The organism is Mesorhizobium sp. USDA 4775 (genome assembly GCF_054062655.1).
Genome location: NZ_JBSSFM010000001.1, coordinates 2604097 through 2621846 on the forward strand (window position 1 = coordinate 2604097; position 17750 = coordinate 2621846).

12 protein-coding genes and 2 pseudogenes are annotated in these 17750 nt (G+C 64.5%); all 14 read left to right on the forward strand.

Annotated features, from left to right (window positions below; translation table 11 throughout):
* The first annotated feature begins 13 nt into the window (after nt 1-13).
* The 14 genes and pseudogenes from ACVILI_RS12470 to ACVILI_RS12535 all read left to right on the forward strand — a co-directional run bounded on the left by ACVILI_RS12470 (nt 14) and on the right by ACVILI_RS12535 (nt 17689).
* Nucleotides 14-1093 (forward strand): ATP-binding protein, encoded by a 1080-nt coding sequence (locus ACVILI_RS12470; RefSeq protein WP_038645231.1) that lies wholly within the window; start codon nt 14-16, stop codon nt 1091-1093.
* Nucleotides 1094-1097: 4 nt separating this feature from the next.
* Nucleotides 1098-3341 (forward strand): DUF5682 family protein, encoded by a 2244-nt coding sequence (locus ACVILI_RS12475; protein WP_038645233.1) that lies wholly within the window; start codon nt 1098-1100, stop codon nt 3339-3341.
* Nucleotides 3334-4569, forward strand: a complete 1236-nt coding sequence (locus ACVILI_RS12480) for a VWA domain-containing protein (RefSeq protein WP_038645235.1) — start codon at nt 3334-3336, stop codon at nt 4567-4569. Before ACVILI_RS12475 ends, ACVILI_RS12480 begins: the two co-directional genes overlap by 8 nt.
* Before the next feature lie 239 nt (nt 4570-4808).
* On the forward strand, nt 4809-5783 hold the full coding sequence (locus ACVILI_RS12485; RefSeq protein ID WP_019856820.1) for a sugar-binding transcriptional regulator: 975 nt from the start codon (nt 4809-4811) through the stop codon (nt 5781-5783).
* A 45-nt stretch (nt 5784-5828) separates the two neighbouring features.
* Nucleotides 5829-7274, forward strand: coding sequence for an ABC transporter substrate-binding protein (locus ACVILI_RS12490; RefSeq protein ID WP_019856821.1), 1446 nt, complete (start codon nt 5829-5831; stop codon nt 7272-7274).
* Nucleotides 7275-7433: 159 nt separating this feature from the next.
* A complete protein-coding gene (locus tag ACVILI_RS12495; RefSeq protein WP_027046585.1) occupies nt 7434-8357 on the forward strand; it encodes a carbohydrate ABC transporter permease in 924 nt (307 codons plus the stop codon).
* 9 nt (nt 8358-8366) lie between these two features.
* On the forward strand, nt 8367-9224 hold the full coding sequence (locus ACVILI_RS12500; RefSeq protein WP_019856823.1) for a carbohydrate ABC transporter permease: 858 nt from the start codon (nt 8367-8369) through the stop codon (nt 9222-9224).
* Between the two features lie 2 nt (nt 9225-9226).
* Nucleotides 9227-10345, forward strand: a complete 1119-nt coding sequence (locus ACVILI_RS12505) for an ABC transporter ATP-binding protein (protein ID WP_038645237.1) — start codon at nt 9227-9229, stop codon at nt 10343-10345.
* A pseudogene (locus ACVILI_RS12510) lies at nt 10342-11467 on the forward strand (ABC transporter ATP-binding protein). The gene ACVILI_RS12505 and the pseudogene ACVILI_RS12510 overlap by 4 nt, the downstream one beginning before the upstream one ends.
* The gene (locus ACVILI_RS12515; protein WP_457102460.1) at nt 11467-13020 is read left to right on the forward strand and encodes an FGGY family carbohydrate kinase; all 1554 of its coding nucleotides are present in this window, start codon (nt 11467-11469) and stop codon (nt 13018-13020) included. The pseudogene ACVILI_RS12510 and the gene ACVILI_RS12515 overlap by 1 nt, the downstream one beginning before the upstream one ends.
* Before the next feature lie 15 nt (nt 13021-13035).
* Nucleotides 13036-14076, forward strand: coding sequence for a 2-hydroxyacid dehydrogenase (locus ACVILI_RS12520; RefSeq protein ID WP_019856827.1), 1041 nt, complete (start codon nt 13036-13038; stop codon nt 14074-14076).
* Nucleotides 14077-14121: 45 nt separating this feature from the next.
* Nucleotides 14122-15640, forward strand: a pseudogene (locus ACVILI_RS12525) (glycerol-3-phosphate dehydrogenase).
* Nucleotides 15640-16695, forward strand: coding sequence for a class II aldolase/adducin family protein (locus ACVILI_RS12530; protein WP_038652294.1), 1056 nt, complete (start codon nt 15640-15642; stop codon nt 16693-16695). The pseudogene ACVILI_RS12525 and the gene ACVILI_RS12530 overlap by 1 nt, the downstream one beginning before the upstream one ends.
* Nucleotides 16696-16747: 52 nt before the next feature.
* Nucleotides 16748-17689, forward strand: coding sequence for a sugar phosphate isomerase/epimerase family protein (locus ACVILI_RS12535; RefSeq protein ID WP_038645243.1), 942 nt, complete (start codon nt 16748-16750; stop codon nt 17687-17689).
* Nucleotides 17690-17750: the final 61 nt, after the last annotated feature.

Genomic DNA, 17750 nt, shown 5'->3' on the forward strand with positions numbered 1-17750 from the left:
CGGAGAACAGCAAATGAACGCAGCCATCCGTCTTCCGGTCGAGCAGGCCTACGCCGCCGAATTGCAGGCGCTCGCGCGCAACGACGACCGGCAAAGGCCCGCCGGCTGGAGCCTGTCGCCAAAGGCGGTGCTGACTTACCTGCTTGGCGGAAAGGCTGACGACGGCACGCTGATAACGCCCAAATATGTTGGCCGCCGCCGGTTGATGGAAACCGCCGTGGCGACGCTTGCCACCGACCGCGCATTGTTGCTGCTTGGTGTTCCCGGGACCGCCAAATCCTGGGTGTCGGAGCATCTCGCCGCCGCCATCATGGGCGACTCGACGCTGATCGTGCAGTGCACGGCCGGCACCGATGAGAACCAGATCCGCTATGGTTGGAATTATGCGCAGCTTCTGGCCAAGGGTCCAAGCCAGGAGGCGCTGGTGCCGACGCCGCTCTACCGCGCCATGCAGGACGGCAAGCTCTGCCGCCTCGAGGAACTGACGCGCATGGGTTCGGATGTGCAGGACACGCTGATCACCGTGCTGTCCGAAAAGATGATGCCGATCCCCGAACTCAACACCTCGATCTACGCGCAGCGCGGCTTCAACATCATCGCCACCGCCAACAACCGCGACAAGGGCGTCAACGAACTGTCCTCGGCGCTGAAGCGCCGCTTCAACGTCGTCGTGCTGCCTTTGCCCGAAGACATGGCGGAGGAGGTGGCGATCGTCTCCAAACGCGTCGGCGAGATGGCCGGCGGTCTCGACCTTCCGGTGCCGAAGAATGTCGGCGAGGAGATTGCCCGCGTGCTGACCATTTTCCGAGAGTTGCGCTCCGGCGCGACGGCGGACGGGAAGGTGACGTTGAAGACGCCGTCCGGGTCGCTGTCCACGGCGGAGGCAATCGCCACCATGGTTGGCGGGCTCAGTCAGGCCGCTTGGTTCGACAGTGGCAAGCTCGGCGCCGAAGGCCTCGCCGCCAGCCTTGTCGGTGCGATCGTGAAGGATCCGGTGCAGGACAAGCTGGTGCTGGAGGAGTATCTGGAAACCGTGCTCAAGAAGCGGCCCGACTACGCCGGCTATTACACCGCCTTGAACGCCGCGATCTGACGTCATGGTGGACAGCGACGTTTCCTATTTCGGCATACGCCATCACGGGCCCGGCTCCGCCGCCAGCCTGGTGCAGGCGTTGCAGGAGTTGAAACCGGCCGCAGTACTGATCGAGGGGCCGGCCGACGCATCGGCGCTGCTGTCATTTCTCGCCCGCCCCGAAATGCAGCCGCCGGTGGCGTTGCTGTGCTATCCCGAAGACGATCCGGCCGCGACCAGCTTCTGGCCCTTTGCCGAGTTCTCGCCGGAGTATCAGGCCACGCTCTGGGCCTTCTCCAACAAAGCCACTGTCCGGTTCATCGATCTGCCGTCTTCGGCGCGGGTCGCACCGGTTGAGGCTGCGGAAAAAGCCGATGGAACGGAAGCCGCCGTCGAGGTTGAGATGGCGCCGCATCTGCGCGATCCGATCGGCACGCTGGCGCAGGCCGCGGGCTATGAGGATGGCGAAAGCTGGTGGGCCGACATCATCGAGCAGAACCCGCAGCCCGGCCCGATCTTCGCGGCGATCGCCGATGCGATGACGACGCTGCGCGAGGGCGAAGGTCCGCTTGTGGAATTCGAGGCGAAACGCGAAGCCCATATGCGGCTTGAAATCGCCGCCGCGCGCAAGGAATTCGACGGGCCGATCGCTGTCGTCTGCGGCGCTTTCCATGTGCCGGCACTGCAGGTGACGCGACCGCAGAAGGAGGACCAGGCCCTGCTCAAGGGGCTGGCCCGGCGCAAGAGCACGATGACCTGGGCGCCATGGACAGGCCCGCGCCTGGCGCTCGGTTTCGGTTACGGGGCCGGTGTCGTCGCGCCCGGTTGGTGCAAGCATCTCTGGCAGACGCGCGGCCGGCATGACGCGGCGACGCTGTGGCTCGCCATGATCGCGGCGGTGCTGCGGGCGAAGGGGCATATGGTCTCCACCGCCTCGCTGATCGAAGCCGAAAGGCTGGCACGCACGCTGGCTGCGATCCGCGAGCGGCCAAAGCCCGGCTTCGAGGAATTGCGTGACGCCGCGATCGCCGCTTTGTTCAACGGCGAAGCGGTGCTGTGGGCGCTGGTCGAAGCCGAGCTGCTTCTGGGCGCCGATGTCGGTGAAATTCCACCCGACACCCCGCTGGCGCCGCTGATCGAGGATCTGCAGCGCAACCAGAAGGCGGCGCGGCTGAAGCCGGAGGCGCTGGAGCGCGAATTGTCGGTCGACCTGCGCAGCGACAGCGGGCTGTTCCGGTCGACCTTGCTGCATCGCTTGAACGTGCTTGGCGTGCACTGGGGCAAACTCACCGACAGCGGCCGCAGCCGCGGCACGTTCCGCGAGCGCTGGACCATGTCATGGGAGCCGGAATATGCCGTTCGCCTGGTCGAGAACCTCGTCCATGGACCGACCATCGAAAAGGCCGCCAACGGCCGGTTAGTTCAGATGATCGGCGCCACGACATCGCTCGACGCGCTGGCGGCGCTGGTTCAGGGCGCCATTACGGCCAATTTATCGGAGGCTTCGACCGCCGGCCTGGCGGCACTGGAGGAACGCGCGGCGCGCAGCAGCGAATGCCTGGAAATCCTGGCGTCGGTGCCGCCGCTCGCCGACATCATCCGCTATGGTGAAGCCCGCAAGACAGAAACAGCACGCTTGTCCGGCCTTTTGGAACGGCTGATCGTCGAAGGCGGCATCGCGCTCGCCTACGCCGCGCGCGACCTCGATGCCCAGGCTTCGACGGCCTTGGTCGGCGCCATGCGCAAGGCTGATGAGGCGATCAAGCTCGTCGAACCGGCACAGGACGTTCTGGACGCCTGGCGCAACGGACTGGCGACCGTGCTCGACGGATCTCGATCGACGGCGCTGGTCGCGGGGTGTGCCGCGCACCTGCTTTACGAAGCCGGCCATCTGTCCGCCGAAGCCGCGGCCGGCCTGATCGAGCGGCGCCTCTCTCCGGGCACGCCGGTCACCGAGGCCGCGGGCTTCTTCGAGGGTTTTTTCAGCACTGCTGGTCAGAGGTTGATCTATGATGAAAGCCTGCGCGGCGCGGTCGATGCCTGGCTCAAATCCCTCGACGAAGACGCCTTCATCGCGCATCTGCCGCTGCTGCGCCGGGTGTTTTCGCATCTGGATTCGATGGAGCGGCGGCGGCTGATCGAAGCGGTGCTCGGTCGTATCAGACGCCTGCCGGTAGGGCTGACGCCGACGCCAAACGGCGATGAGGCCTGGCGCCGGCATCTCGAACGGCTTGGACCTTTGCTGATGAGTGGGAACGGCAATGGATGACCAAGTCGACATCGGCGAAACGGAGCCCGCGGGCGACGGCCGGGAGCGCCGCTGGCGCCTGGCGATCGGTGCCGACGATGAGAAATCGTCGGCGTTGTCAGACAGCGACAAGCGACTGTCGGCGGCGCTCGATGCGCTCTACGGCGATGGCGCCGGCGATACGGTGGCCGATCCGCGCAAGCGGCGCGGCGGGCTCGGCCGCTCGGCGCCCCGGGTGGCGCAGTGGATGGGCGATATCAGGTCGTTCTTTCCCGCGCAGGTCGTGCAGATCGTCCAGAAGGATGCGTTCGAGCGGCTCAATCTGAAGCAGATGCTGATGGAGCCGGAATTCCTCAAGGCGATCGAGGCCGACGTCAATCTCGTCGCCGACCTGATTTCGCTGCGTTCGGTCATGCCGGCCAAGACCAAGGATATAGCGCGCACCATCATCGCCGATATCGTCGCCAAGCTGATGCAGCGGCTGGAACAGAAGACCGCCGAGGCGATCCGCGGCGCGCTCGACCGGTCGCAACGCACCAATCGTCCACGCCAGCGCGACATCGACTGGCCGCGCACCATCTCGGCAAACCTTCGCCATTACCAGGCCGAGCACAAGACAATCGTGCCGGAGAAGCTGGTCGGCTTCATGCGAAAGCAGCGCAGACTGGTCGACCTGGACGAGGTGGTGCTGTGCGTCGACCAGTCCGGCTCGATGGCAAGTTCGGTGATCTACGCCTCGATATTCGCCGCCGTGATGGCTTCCTTGCCTGTGGTGCGGACCAAGCTCGTCTGCTTCGATACGGCGATCGTCGACCTGACCGAGGAACTCAGCGATCCCGTCGAGGTCCTGTTCGGCGTGCAGCTTGGCGGCGGCACCGACATCAACCAGGCCGTCGCCTATTGCGCCGACCGTATCGAGCGGCCGACCAAGTCGCATATGGTGCTGATCACCGACCTTTATGAGGGCGGCAACGGCCAGGAATTGCTGCAGCGGCTGGCGTCACTCGTTCGCTCCGGCGTCAATGTCGTGGTGCTTCTGGCGCTAACCGATCAGGGCAGGCCGGGCTATGACCCGAAGATGGCAGGCTCGGTGGCGGCACTGGGCATCCCGGTCTTCGCCTGCACGCCTGATCTGTTTCCCGACATGATGGCGGCGGCCTTGCGACGGGAAGATGTCAGCGTATGGGCGGCAGGCGCCGACATCAAGCTGGTCCGCGCCGAGGACGAGAGTCCGGCGGCCAACGCGTAAGCACGCGCTCGACCTGGCGCAATCAAAAAACGGCAATCCAGAACCTGGCTTGAACAGCTGGCGGTGCTGACCTGCACGCCGGATAGGGCCGCTCGTATCGCCATTCATCGGCATCGCCAGACAGAAGGCCAAAGCTCGTTTCGATCGCCATGCCGCGATTTCGCAAAAGGGGTCGCTTGACTCCGATCGCTCGTTGTGAAAAATTTTGCATCAACTGATAAAAATATCATAGGGTGGAAATGGTAGGGTTCGGCAACGGCCTCCTGCGCGACGACGAAACCAGCATGGCGACGCGTGCCGCGTGGCTTCACTATGCCGGCGGCCTGACCCAGTCCGAGGTCGCCAAGCGGCTGGGGCTGACCAGCCTCAAGGCCCATCGCCTCATCACCAAGGCCAACCAGGAAGGGTTGGTGAAGGTCTATATCGACGGCGAAGTGTCGGAATGCGTCGAGCTCGAGGATGAACTGTCCCGCCGCTACGGCCTCGATTATTGCGAGGTGGTTCCGGACTTCGATTCCGAGGATCTGCCGCTCAAGGCGCTCGGCATTGCCGGCGCGCAGTTCCTCAAGCGCGAGATCGAGCGCGGCGAGGAAGCGCTGATCGGCGTCGGCCATGGCCGCACGCTTGCCGCCTGCGTCGAATATCTGCCGCGCACCTCGACCGACAAGATCCGCTTCGTCTCGCTGCTGGGCGGCCTGACGCGTAAATTCTCGGCCAATCCGCATGACGTCATTCACCGCCTGGCCGAACGCACCGGCGCCGAAGCCTATGTCATGCCGGTGCCGATGTTCGCCAACACGGCCGAGGACCGCACCGTCCTGCTCGGGCAGAAGGGCATCAGCGAGGTCTTCGATCTCGCGCGCTCCGCCGACCTGTTGTTCGCCGGCATTGGCACCGCTGAGCGCGAGGCGTCGCTGGTTGCCACCGGCATGATCGAAAAGGGCGAGATGGAGGAGATCCGCCGCAATGGCGGCGTCGGCGAATTGCTTGGCCATTTCTTCGACAAGGCCGGCAAGGCGGTGGCGACGACCGTTTCCAACCGGGCGCTGGCCTTGACGCGTGAGGACATTGCCAGCCGCCGGATCGTCGCCGTCGCCGGCGGCAAGATCAAGGTTCGCGCCATCAAGTCGGTGCTCGAAGGCCGCTATCTCAAGGGCCTGATAACAGACGAGCGGACGGCGCGATCGCTCGTGGAAGAGACGCCGGTCGGGTAGCCGGCAACGGTTCAGTTGAAACTACCCTGTGGAGGAGAAGACGAAATGCATGAGAAAGAGAAAGACCTCATTGATGCCTTCCTGCGCGGACAAGTCGACCGTCGCGGGCTGATCAAGGGCCTGGGTGCCATGGGCCTTGCCGCCGGCACCGCCGGCACGCTGCTCAATCTGGGGCAGACACGCGCGCTCGCCGCCGACTTCGACTGGCAGGCGCACAAGGGCAAGACCATCAAGCTCCTGCTCAACAAGCATCCCTATGCCGATGCGATGATCGCCGATCTCGAGAACTTCAAGAAGCTGACCGGCATGAACGTCGTCTATGACGTGTTCCCGGAAGACGTCTATTTCGACAAGGTCACGGCAGCCCTTTCGGCAAGCTCGCCCGAATATGATGCCTTCATGACCGGCGCCTACATGACCTGGACCTATGGCCCTGCCGGCTGGATCACCGACCTCAACGAATGGATCAAGGATCCGGCCAAGACCAACCCGAACTATGCCTGGGACGACTTCCTGCCCGGCGTCAAGAATTCCTGTGCCTGGAATGGCAAGCCCGGCGGCGCGCTGGGTTCGGATGATGCCAAGCAGTGGTGCATTCCGTGGGGCTTCGAACAGAACAACATCACCTACAACAAGGCGATGTTCGACAAGGCCGGCGTCACCATTCCCGGCAACATGGACGAGATGGTCGCCGCGGCGGCCAAGCTCACCAAGGATGTCGGTGGCGGCGTCTATGGCATCGGCGTGCGTGGCTCGCGTTCCTGGGCGACGATCCATCCCGGCTTCCTGTCGGCCTACGCCAATTTTGACCAGAAGGACCTCAACGTTTCGGCAGACGGCAAATTGTCGGCCGCGATGAACACCGCCCAGTCCAAGGCTTTCCACAAGCAGTGGGTTCAGATGATCCAGGAGAGCGGCCCCAAGGACTGGTCGACCTACACCTGGTATCAGGTCGGCACCGATCTCGGCGCCGGCGCCTCGGCGATGATCTTCGACGCCGATATCCTCGGTTACTTCATGAATGGCGGCGACAACAAGATGGCCGGCAAGCTCGCCTTCGCAAGCTTCAAGGCCAACCCGGCAGCCAAGGCGGCGACACCCAACATCTGGATCTGGTCGCTGGCAATGTCCAATTTCTCGAAGGACAAGGACGCCACCTGGTATTTCATGCAATGGGCCTCCGGGCCGGAGCATGGGCTGTTCGGCGCGACCAAGATGGACTTCGTCAATCCCGTCCGCCAGTCGGTCTGGAAGGACGAGATGTTCCGCGAGAAGCTGAACAAGAGCTATCCCGGCTATGTCGAGATGTTCGACGCCTCCGCGCCCGGCGCCTCGATCAAGTTCACCGCGCAGCCGCTGTTCTTCGATCTCACCACCGAATGGGCGGCGACGCTGCAGAAGATGGTGGCCAAGGAGGTGCCGGTCGACGAAGGCCTCGACAAGCTCGCCGAGAGCATCAACGGCCAGCTCAAGGAAGCCGGCCTCGGCTAAGTCGCAACGAGGGCCGGCCTGCCTGGCGGGCTGGCCCTCGTCACACCTTTTCAAGCTTGCGATGCGGTGCCGGAAGGTGACCGCTATTTCGCCCGACCGGTCGCCTTGCTCCCTTGGGCGGCCGGCAGGGCGAAGCGACAGCAACAACGGAGCAGCTCGATGACTGCGGTGGTATCGCAAAGGCCCAAGCCATCCGGCTTCAGGATCAGCAAGAAGGTGCTGCCCTATGTGCTCAGCCTGCCGGCATTGCTCGTCTGCATCGGCATCCTGATCCCGTTCCTGACCTCGGTGGTCTATTCCTTCCAGCGCTACCGGCTCAGCCAGCCTTGGGCGCGGCAGTTCAACTGGGGCGACAACTACATCTCCTTCTTCACCGATCCGAAATTCTGGAACACGCTCAAGGTGTCGCTGCTCTATGCCGGCACCACCGTCGTGCTGGAACTGCTTCTCGGCCTCGCCATCGCCTTGCTGCTACAGAAGCGCTCGACGCTGAACAATTTCATCTCGATCATGCTGTTGATGCCGCTGATGACGGCGCCCGCACTTGCCGCGCTGATGTGGAAGCTGATGACCAATCCCGGCTTCGGCGTCTTGAGCTATCTCGCCAGCCTCATCGGCCTGCAGGATTTCCGCTGGGCGTCGTCGCCGTCGACGGCGCTGTTCACGGTGGTGCTCGTCGATATCTGGGTCTACACGCCCTTCATCATGATCCTGCTGCTCGCCGGCCTGCGCAGCCTGCCGACGCAGCCCTTCGAAGCGGCGGCGCTCGATGGCGTGCCGCGAAGCTTCGTCTTCTTCCGCATCACGCTGCCGATGCTGACGCCCTACATCCTGACGGCGACGCTGTTTCGGCTGCTCGATTCCATCCAGCAGTTCGATATCATCTATGCCATGACACAAGGGGGGCCGGGCGACACGCTGACCGTCTTCCAGGTCGAGGCCTATCTCAACTTCTTCCAGTCGACCAATGTCGGCCGTTCGGCGGCACTGATGATCATCCTGTGGGCGATCACCTATTTCCTCTCCAACATTTTCATCAAGAACTGGCTGCGGCTGCGCGAACGCGCCCGTGGCCAGGCATAGGAGGCCGGGATGGAACATACCTCGCTTCTCGAGCGCATCCTGCGTGGCATAGCCCTGACGCTGGTCGTGATCTTCTTCATGTTCCCGATCGTCTGGATTTTCATGATGTCGTTCCAGACCAACGAGACGATCCTGCGCATCCCGCCGCAGCTGATCTTCGAGCCGACGCTCGCCAATTACACCGCGCTGATCACCGGCAAGCTGATGACCGCCGCCGGCACGCTCGACATCGCCTTCATGCGCAACCTCGGGAATTCGGTGTTCCTGTCGGTGACCTCAGTGGCGGTCTCGTTGCTGCTCGGTGTGCCGGCGGCCTACGCCTTCGCGCGCCACAAATTCCGCGGCTCGGAGGACATCGCCTTCACGCTGCTGTCGTTCAAATTCGCGCCGGCGCTTCTGGTGCTGTTGCCGCTCACCCTCTATTTCCAGAAGCTCGGGCTCGCCAACACCTATATCGGCCTGATCTGGGTCTACCAGCTGATCTGCCTGCCGCTGATCCTGTGGATCGTGCGCGGCTATTTCGAGGATATTCCGGCCGACATCGAATATGCCTACCGCATCGGCGGCCATTCCTGGTTCGCCACCTTCCGCAAGATCGCGCTGCCGCTCGCCGGTCCCGGCATCGCCGCCGCCGGCCTGCTCGCCTTCATCTTCGCCTGGAACAATTTCGTCTTCGCCCTGGTGCTGGCCTCAGCCGACAAGCAGCCGGTGACGGTCGGCGCGCTTGCCTTCATCACCTCCTCGGGCATCCAGTACGGCCAGATCTCGGCGGCCATCGTGCTCTCGATCACGCCGACGCTGGCGCTCGCCCTCTATGCGCAGCGCTATCTCGTCGAAGGCCTCTCGCTTGGCGCGGTGAAAGGATAGACATGGCCAGCCTCGAACTCAAAAACATCGTCAAGCGCTACAAGAGCCAGACCGTCCTCGACAATCTGTCGCTGACGGTTGCCGACGGCGAAACCCTCGTGCTGTTCGGCCCGTCCGGCGCCGGCAAGACGGTACTGCTGCGCCTGGTCGCCGGCGTCATCGATCCGGATGAGGGCAAGATCTTCATCGGCGGCGACGACATGACCGATGTCGATGCGGAATTTCGTGGCGTCGGCATGGCGTTCCAGAATTTCGCGCTGTTTCCGCATATGAGCGCGTTCGACAACATAGCAACGCCTCTGGAGGCAAAGCGGTCCTCGCCTGGCGCCATCAAGGCCGGCGTCGAAAGTGTCGCCAAGCTGTTGAAGATCGCCCATGTGCTCTCCCACAAGCCGCGCGCGCTCTCCAACGGCCAGAAGCAGCGTACGGCGCTTGCCCGCGCTTTGGTCGGTTCGCCGCCGCTTCTGTTGCTCGACGACCCCTTGCGCAATGTCGACGCCAAGCTGCGTTTCGAGATGCGGCTCGAACTGCCGCGTTTGCTTGCCGATCGCGGCGCCACCGTCGTCTATGTCACCCAGGACTACAAGGAAGCCATGGCGCTCGGCGACCGCATCGCGGTGATGTCGCAAGGCGTCATCCGGCAGCTCGGCACGCCCGAGCAGATCTATCGCGAACCGGCCAATATCGAGATCGCGCGGCTGTTCGGCGACCCCACCATCAACTTGCTCGACGTCAAGCCTTCGCGCGATGCCAAGGGCATCTATGTCGGCCTGTCGAACGTCCAGGTCCATCTGTCCGGCGCTTGCGACGCGGCGGTTGGCCGCGATTGCGTCATCGGTCTGCGGCCGGAAGCGCTGAGTTTCGTCGAGGAGGGCATTCCTGGCGCCATTCCGGTGACGGTCGAGGCCGAGACGCCGCTCAACGAAAAGATCGTCACCCTTGTGCGCACCGTGCGCGGCCGCGAAATCCTGGTCTCGCGCCCGGCCGGAACGCCGGGCCGCAGCGAAGGCAAGGCCCATATCGCCGTCGACGGCAAGAGCGCCTTGCTGTTCGATCACGCCAGCGGCGACCGCATCGGTTCCAAGAACGTCGTCGCCTTGCGCAATGGAGAAGCGGCATGAGCCAGAGCGCGCTCACCATATCAGGTGTTGACAAGTTCTACGGTCCGATCGACAGGGGCGTGCACGCGGTCAAGAACCTGACGATGGAAATCGGCAAGGGCGAGATCGTCGCCCTGCTTGGCTCGTCCGGCTGCGGCAAGACGTCTACGCTGCGCATGATCGCCGGTTTCGAGGAGGTGTCGCGGGGCGCCATCTCGGTTGGCGGCCGTCAGGTGCACACCTTACCGCCGGTCAAACGCAATGTGGCGATGGCCTTCGAAGGCTATTCGCTCTATCCACCGCTGACCGTGCGCGAGAACATGGCTTTTGCGCTCAAGGCTGCCCGGCTGCCGAAAAGCGAGGTCGACGCCAAGGTCGCCAGCATCGCCAAATTGCTCGAGATCGAGGACATATTGGAGCGCTATCCGAGTTCGATTTCCGGCGGCCAGCAGCAACGCGCCAGCCTTGGCCGGGCTCTGATCCGCGAGGCCGACCTGCATCTGCTGGACGAGCCGATGGGGCAGCTCGAACCGCAGTTGCGCGCCGTGCTGCGCGGCCGCATCAAACACTTCATCAAGGAGCGCGGCCTGACCGCGATCCTGGTCACCCACGACCAGACCGAAGCCAATGCGCTTGCCGACCGCATCGCGGTGATGGAAGGCGGCGTGCTGCAGCAGTTCGACACGCCGGACCGGATCAAGGAACGTCCGGCAAACCTGTTCACCGGCACCTTCGTCGGCGAGCCGCCGATGAACGTCTTCGAGGCCTATGTCGCAACCGCCGCAGGCCGCATCAATCTCAAGCTTCCCGACGGCCTGTCGCTCGACTACGACAAGGACGCCTTCAGCGCTCCGGTTCGCGATCAGTTGCTCAGCCGCGAGCGGGTGGTGATCGGCATCAGGCCTTACGCGGTCCGGCGCTCGAAGGAGGGTGTTCCCGCCGCGGGTTTCGGCCAACCAGTGGCTCGGCGACCAGACCCACATAGCCGCCGATTTTGCCGGCGGCTCGCTGGTCCTGGTCGAGCATGACCGCACCCGCCTCGATCTGGGTGCGCCGATCAATGTCAGCATCGATCCGAAGAATCTTCATGTCTTCGATCAGGCGAGCGGCAAGGCGATTTCGCACGGCATGGAGCTTGCCTGATGCGTGACATACTGATCGGCATCGACGCCGGCACCTCCGTCATCAAGTCAATCGCCTTCGACACGTCTGGCCGGCAGATTGCCGCCGCCGCGCTGCCGAACCATTATGAAACGCTGCCGGGTGGCGGCGCCGAACAGGATCTGGCGCGCACATGGAGCGATGCCGCCACGACCTTGCGCCAGCTCGCCGACAAAGTGCCCAATCTCGCCAGCCGGACCGTGGCGATCGCGGTGACCGGCCAAGGCGACGGCACCTGGCTGATCGACGCCAAGGGCGAGCCGGTCGCCAAGGGCTGGCTCTGGCTCGACGCGCGCGCCGCGGCCATTGTCGAGGAAATCCGCGCGCGGCCCGAGGATCGGCTCCGCTTCGAGAAGACCGGCAGCGGGCTCGCCGCCTGCCAGCAGGGTTCGCAATTCGTCTTCATGAAGCGCACCATGCCCGAAATGCTCGGCAAGGCGGCAACCGCCTTCCACTGCAAAGATTGGCTCTATTTCAAGCTGACCGGTGAACGCGCCACCGATCCGTCCGAGGGCACCTTCACCTTCGGCGATTTCCACACCCGCGACTATAGCGACGATGTGCTCGACGTGCTTGGCGTCGCCGATCGCCGGCATCTGCTGCCGCCGATCGTCGATGGCACCAGGCACAGCACCGCCCTGTCGCAGGCAGCGGCCGACGCCACCGGGATGCTGGCCGGCACGCCGGTCGTGCTCGGCTATGTCGACGTCGTCTGCACCGCGCTCGGCGCCGGCCTGCTCGACCGCCTGCGCAAGCCCGGCTGCTCGATCATCGGGTCCACCGGCATGCATATGCGGCTGGCCGAAACCCCTGAGGACGTGCAACTGAACGAAGCGGCGACCGGTTATACGATGGCGATGCCGGCGCCCGGCGTGTTCGCGCAGATGCAGTCCAACATGGCGGCGACGCTCAACATCGACTGGGTGCTTGGGCTCGCCTCGGGCATTCTCGCCTCGCAAGGCATATCGCGCAGCAATGGCGAGATGATCGCGCTGGTCGATGCCTGGATCGCGGCCGCGCAGCCGGCCTCGCTGCTCTATCAGCCCTATGTGTCGGAAGCCGGTGAGCGGGGGCCGTTCGTCGATGCCAATGCCAGGGCCGGCTTTGTCGGCATTTCCTCACGGCACGGCTATGCCGACCTCGTTCGCGCCGTCTTCGAGGGCTTGGCCTTCGCGGCACGCGACTGCTACGCCGCCATGGGGCCATTGCCGCGCGAAGTCCGCCTGACCGGCGGTGCGGCCAGAAGCCCGGCGCTGCGCAAGATCCTGGGTGCGGCGGTGGGGGCCGATATTCGCACCAGCGCGCGCGAGGAGGCGGGCGCCGCGGGCGCGGCAATGATCGCCGCTGTCTGCGTCGGTCTCTACCCGTCCATGGACGAATGCGTCGGCGAATGGGTGACACCGCTGCTTGGCGAGGCCGAGCCGAGCGACCGCAGCCTCGCCGCGATCTACGACAAGATGACCCCGTCCTACATGTTGGCACACCAGGCGCTGCGGCCGGTCTGGCGCGCAATGGCGGCGTCGCAGGCAAATTGAATTGAGAAGTCGAGTATGCGTAAGAAAATAGCGATCATTGGCGACAACTTCATGCTTCCGCAGGTTTTCCGTACCGAGATCGAGAAAGTCTCGCGTGGCGACCTCGATATCAGGACATTGCAGACGGCCTGGCCCGATGAACCGATGGAATTCGGCAATCCGGCGCTCGGCCTCGACAAGGTCAAGGAGTATTTCGGCCATCCCGACGAGATCGTTGATTTCATCGGCGATGCCGAGATCCTCGTCACCCAGCTGGCGCCCCTGTCGGAGGCCATGATGCGGCGCTTGCCGGCGCTTAGACTGGTCGCGGTTTCGCGCGGCGGCCCGATCAACATCGACATGGTGGCGGCCAGGGCACATCGCATCACGGTGGTCAACGTGCCCGGCCGAAACGCGACGGCCGTCGCCGAGTTCACCCTCGGCGCTATCCTGGCCGAGACGCGGCTGATCCGGGTCGGCCACGAGGCCTTGCGCAAGGGCGAATGGCGCGGCGACCTCTACCGCGCCGACCGCACTGGCCGCGAGCTCAGCGAAATGACCGTCGGCGTCATCGGCTATGGCAACATCGGCACCAAGGTCGTTCGACTGCTGCGCGCCTTCGGCTGCCACGTCCTGGTTTGCGACCCCTATGTGCAGTTGAGTGCCGACGACCGCAATGCCGGTGTCGAACTCGTCGCTCTGGACAATCTCCTCGTCCGCTCCGACGTGGTCACGTTGCATCCCCGGGTGACCGAGGAGACGCGCGGCCTCATCGGCAAGGACACCATCGCGCTGATGAAACCGGGCGTGATTCTCATCAACACCGCGCGCGGGCCTCTGGTCGACTATGACGCGCTCTACGAGGCGCTGGTTTCAGGGCAGATCGCCAGCGCCATGCTGGAGACGTTCGCGGTCGAGCCGGTGCCGTCGGACTGGCCCTTGCTGCTGCTTCCCAACGTGACGCTGACGCCGCACATCGCCGGCGCTTCGGTGCGCACCGTCACTTACGCCGCCGAAAAGGCCGCCGAAGAGGTGCGCCGCTACCTCGCCGGCCTGCCTCCGGTCAATCCGTGCTGAGGCGGTGGCCATGACTTTTCAAATCGACATCGAGGCTACTGCGACATGAACGGCGGCCCTGAAATCGTCGACCTCTTCGTCATCGGCGGCGGCGTCAACGGCGCCGGCATCGCGCGCGACGCAGCGGGCCGCGGCCTTTCCGTCATCCTGTGCGAAAAGGACGATCTCGCCGAAGGCACCAGCTCGCGCTCCCGGCAAGCTCGTCCATGGCGGCCTGCGCTACCTCGAATATTACGAGTTCCGCCTGGTGCGCGAGGCGCTGATCGAGCGTGAGGTGCTGTTGGAATCGGCGCCGCACATCATCTGGCCGATGCGCTTCGTGCTGCCGCACAGCCCTGACGACCGGCCGGCCTGGCTGGTGCGGCTCGGCCTGTTCCTCTACGACCATCTCGGCGGGCGCAAGCGGCTGCCGGCGACTAGAACGCTTAACCTGCGCACCGCGCCCGAGGGCGCGCCGATCAAGGATGCCTTCAGGCGCGGCTTCGAATATTCCGACTGCTGGGTCGACGATGCCCGGCTCGTCGTCATCAATGCGCTCGACGCCGCCGAGCGCGGCGCCAGGGTTTTCACCCGCACCGCCTGCACCGCCGTCCGCCGCGAGAACGGCCTGTGGGTTGTCGAGATGCAGGACGGCAGGACGGGCATCAGGACGGTGGTTCGGGCGCGTGCGCTGATCAATGCCGCCGGCCCCTGGGTCAATGACATCGTCAACCGCGTTGCCGGCCAGAACTCCAGGCGCAACGTACGCCTGGTCAAGGGCAGTCACATCGTCGTGCCGAAATTCTGGGAGGGGCGGCAGGCCTATCTCATCCAGAACAGCGACAAGCGCGTGATCTTCATCAACCCCTATCAGAACGATCTCGCTCTGATCGGCACCACAGATATCCCTTATGAGGGCCGCCCCGAGGACGTGGCGGCGGATGAGAGCGAGATCGACTACCTGATCAAGGTGGTCAACCGCTATTTCAAGCGCGGCCTGGCACGCGGCGATGTCGTCTATTCGTTCTCCGGCGTCAGGCCGCTTTATGACGACAATGCCGACAACCCAAGTGCTGTGACCCGCGACTATATTTTCGAGCTCGACGCGCCGGATGCGCAGGCGCCGCTGCTCTCCGTCTTCGGCGGCAAGATCACCACCTTCCGCAAACTGGCCGAGCATGCGCTGGACAGGATCGCGCCGTTCTTTCCCCATATGGGCAAGCCCTGGACCGCGAAAGCGCATCTGCCCGGCGGCGATATCGCCAATGCCGATTTCGAACAGTTTCTCGGCGACCTCGCAGGTGAATATCCCTGGATGCCGGCGTCTCTGCTGAAGCATTATGGCCGGCTCTACGGCACCAGGACACGGGCTTTGGTTGGCGCGGCGCGTTCGCTCGATGAGCTCGGGCGCTGCTTCGGCAAGGATTTCTTCGAGCGCGAGGCCGCCTATCTCTTCGACCGGGAATGGGCCGTGACGTCAGCCGATATTCTCGAGCGTCGCACCAAGCACGGCCTGCATCTGTCCGCCGAGGAAAGGGCGGCCTTCGAGCATTGGTGTGCGAACCGGCTGGCGAGGGCAGGCTGATGGTCCATCCCGTCGATACCGGCGCCAGTGAATTCCGCATGCTGCGCTCCTTGTCCGCCCGCATCGGTGCCGACCCGTTGCTGGTTCAGGGCGCCGGCGGCAACACCTCCATCAAGCAGTCCGGCGTGCTGTGGATAAAGGCCTCGGGCACCTGGCTGAAGAACGCGCGCGACGATGAGATCATGGTGCCGGTCGCGCTGGCGCCGTTGCTCGATGCCGTGGCGCATCGCAGCCCGGCGGCGGAGGCCGCGGGGCAGTTCACGCTGGCGGACCTCAACCCTCGCCAGTTGCGGCCCTCCATCGAGACGACGGTGCATGCGTTGCTGCCGCAGAAGATCGTGGTCCACGTCCATTGCGTCGAGACGATCTCGATCGCCGTGCAGGCCAATGCCGAAGCCTTGCTGGAAGGGCGCCTGCGCGGCCTCGACTGGGCCTTCGTACCCTATCGCCGGCCCGGCCTGCCGCTGGCGCAGGCAATCGCCGAGCGGCTGAAGCCCGCGACCAACGTGCTCGTGCTTGGCAATCACGGCCTGGTGGTCGCCGCCGATACGGTCGCCGAAGCAGCCTTGCTGCTGCAACGGGTGACCGGGCTGCTCGCGCGGCCGCCGCGCCCGGCTCCGCCCCCCGATCTCGATGCGCTCCTGAGGCTCGCCTCCGGCAGCGACTACCGGCTGCCGGCCTCGACCGCCGCGCATGCTGTTGCGACCGACCTCGCCAGTTGCCGTATCGCCGCCTCCGGCAGCCTCTATCCGGATCATGTCATCTTCCTCGGTATCGGCTCGGTGATCGCCGGCCCTGGCGAGAACGCGGCGGCGGTCGTCGCCCGCAATGCAGCGGTGCCGACATCCATCCTCTTTCCCGGCAAGGGCGTGCTGATGCGCCGGGACGCCAATGCCGGCGCCGAAGCGATGGCGCGCTGCCTGGCCGACGTCGTCGCGCGCGTCGATGGCGTTGCGCGCGTAAATTATCTCAGCCCGAAGGAGAATGCCGACCTGCTGAACTGGGACGCCGAGAAATACCGCCAGCAACTCAACCGCGAAGGGACGACGCTGTAATGACGGCATTCCGCTCCAGTGTCTTGCTTTGTGTCGGGGAGGGATAGCGACCTTGGCCTTCACGCTCTCCCTCAACACCAATCCGCTGGTCAATCGCTTCGCCGATCCTGACGACCTGATCGACACCATCGCCTATGACATCGGCATAAGGGACGTGCAGCTCACGCATGAGTTCGTCAATCCCGGCTGGCCGGCGGCGACGATCGTCAAATTCGTCCGCCTGTTTCACGGCGCGCTCGCCCGCACCGGCGTGCGTGTCACGTCCGGCATGACCGGTCCTTATGGCCGGCTCAATCATTTCGGCCATCCCGATGCCGATGTGCGCCGCTACTATGTCGACTGGTTCAAGACCTTTGCCGACATCTCGGCCGAGCTTGGCGCCAGTGGCATGGGCACGCAATTCGCCATCTTCACCCATCGCGACTTTGACGACCCCGAGCGCCGCGCGCGGTTGTTCGACATCGCGCTGGATTGCTGGCGCGAGGTCGCCGAGCATGCTCGTGCGGCCGGCCTGACCTATCTGTTCTGGGAACCGATGTCGGTTGGCCGCGAGTTCGGCCACACCATCGAGAACTGCCGGATGCTGCAAGGTGCTATCGACGTCGCCGGCATGGCGATCCCGCTGGAGATGATGGTCGACATCGACCATGGCGACGTCACCTCAAGCAATCCGGCCGACATCGATCCCTATGCCTGGGCCGAAGCCTTTCCCAGGAAATCGCCGATCATCCACATCAAGCAGTCGTCGATGAACAAGGGCGGCCATTGGCCGTTCACATCAGCCTACAACAGGGATGGCCGCATCACGCCTGAAAGGCTGCTGGACACGGTGCGGCGCGGCGGCGGCACCGACAACGAGATCTGCCTCGAACTGTCATTCCGCGAGCGCGAGCCGGTCGACCATCAGGTGGTCGCCATGATCCGCGAGTCCGTCGACTACTGGGCGCCGTTCATCGAGACAGGCAGGTCCGATCTTCTGCCAAAGGCCGAATAGAAACGGGCAGGGGCCGATGCGGCTCCTGCCCGATGAACTCAGCAGATTGAAGTAGCCAGAA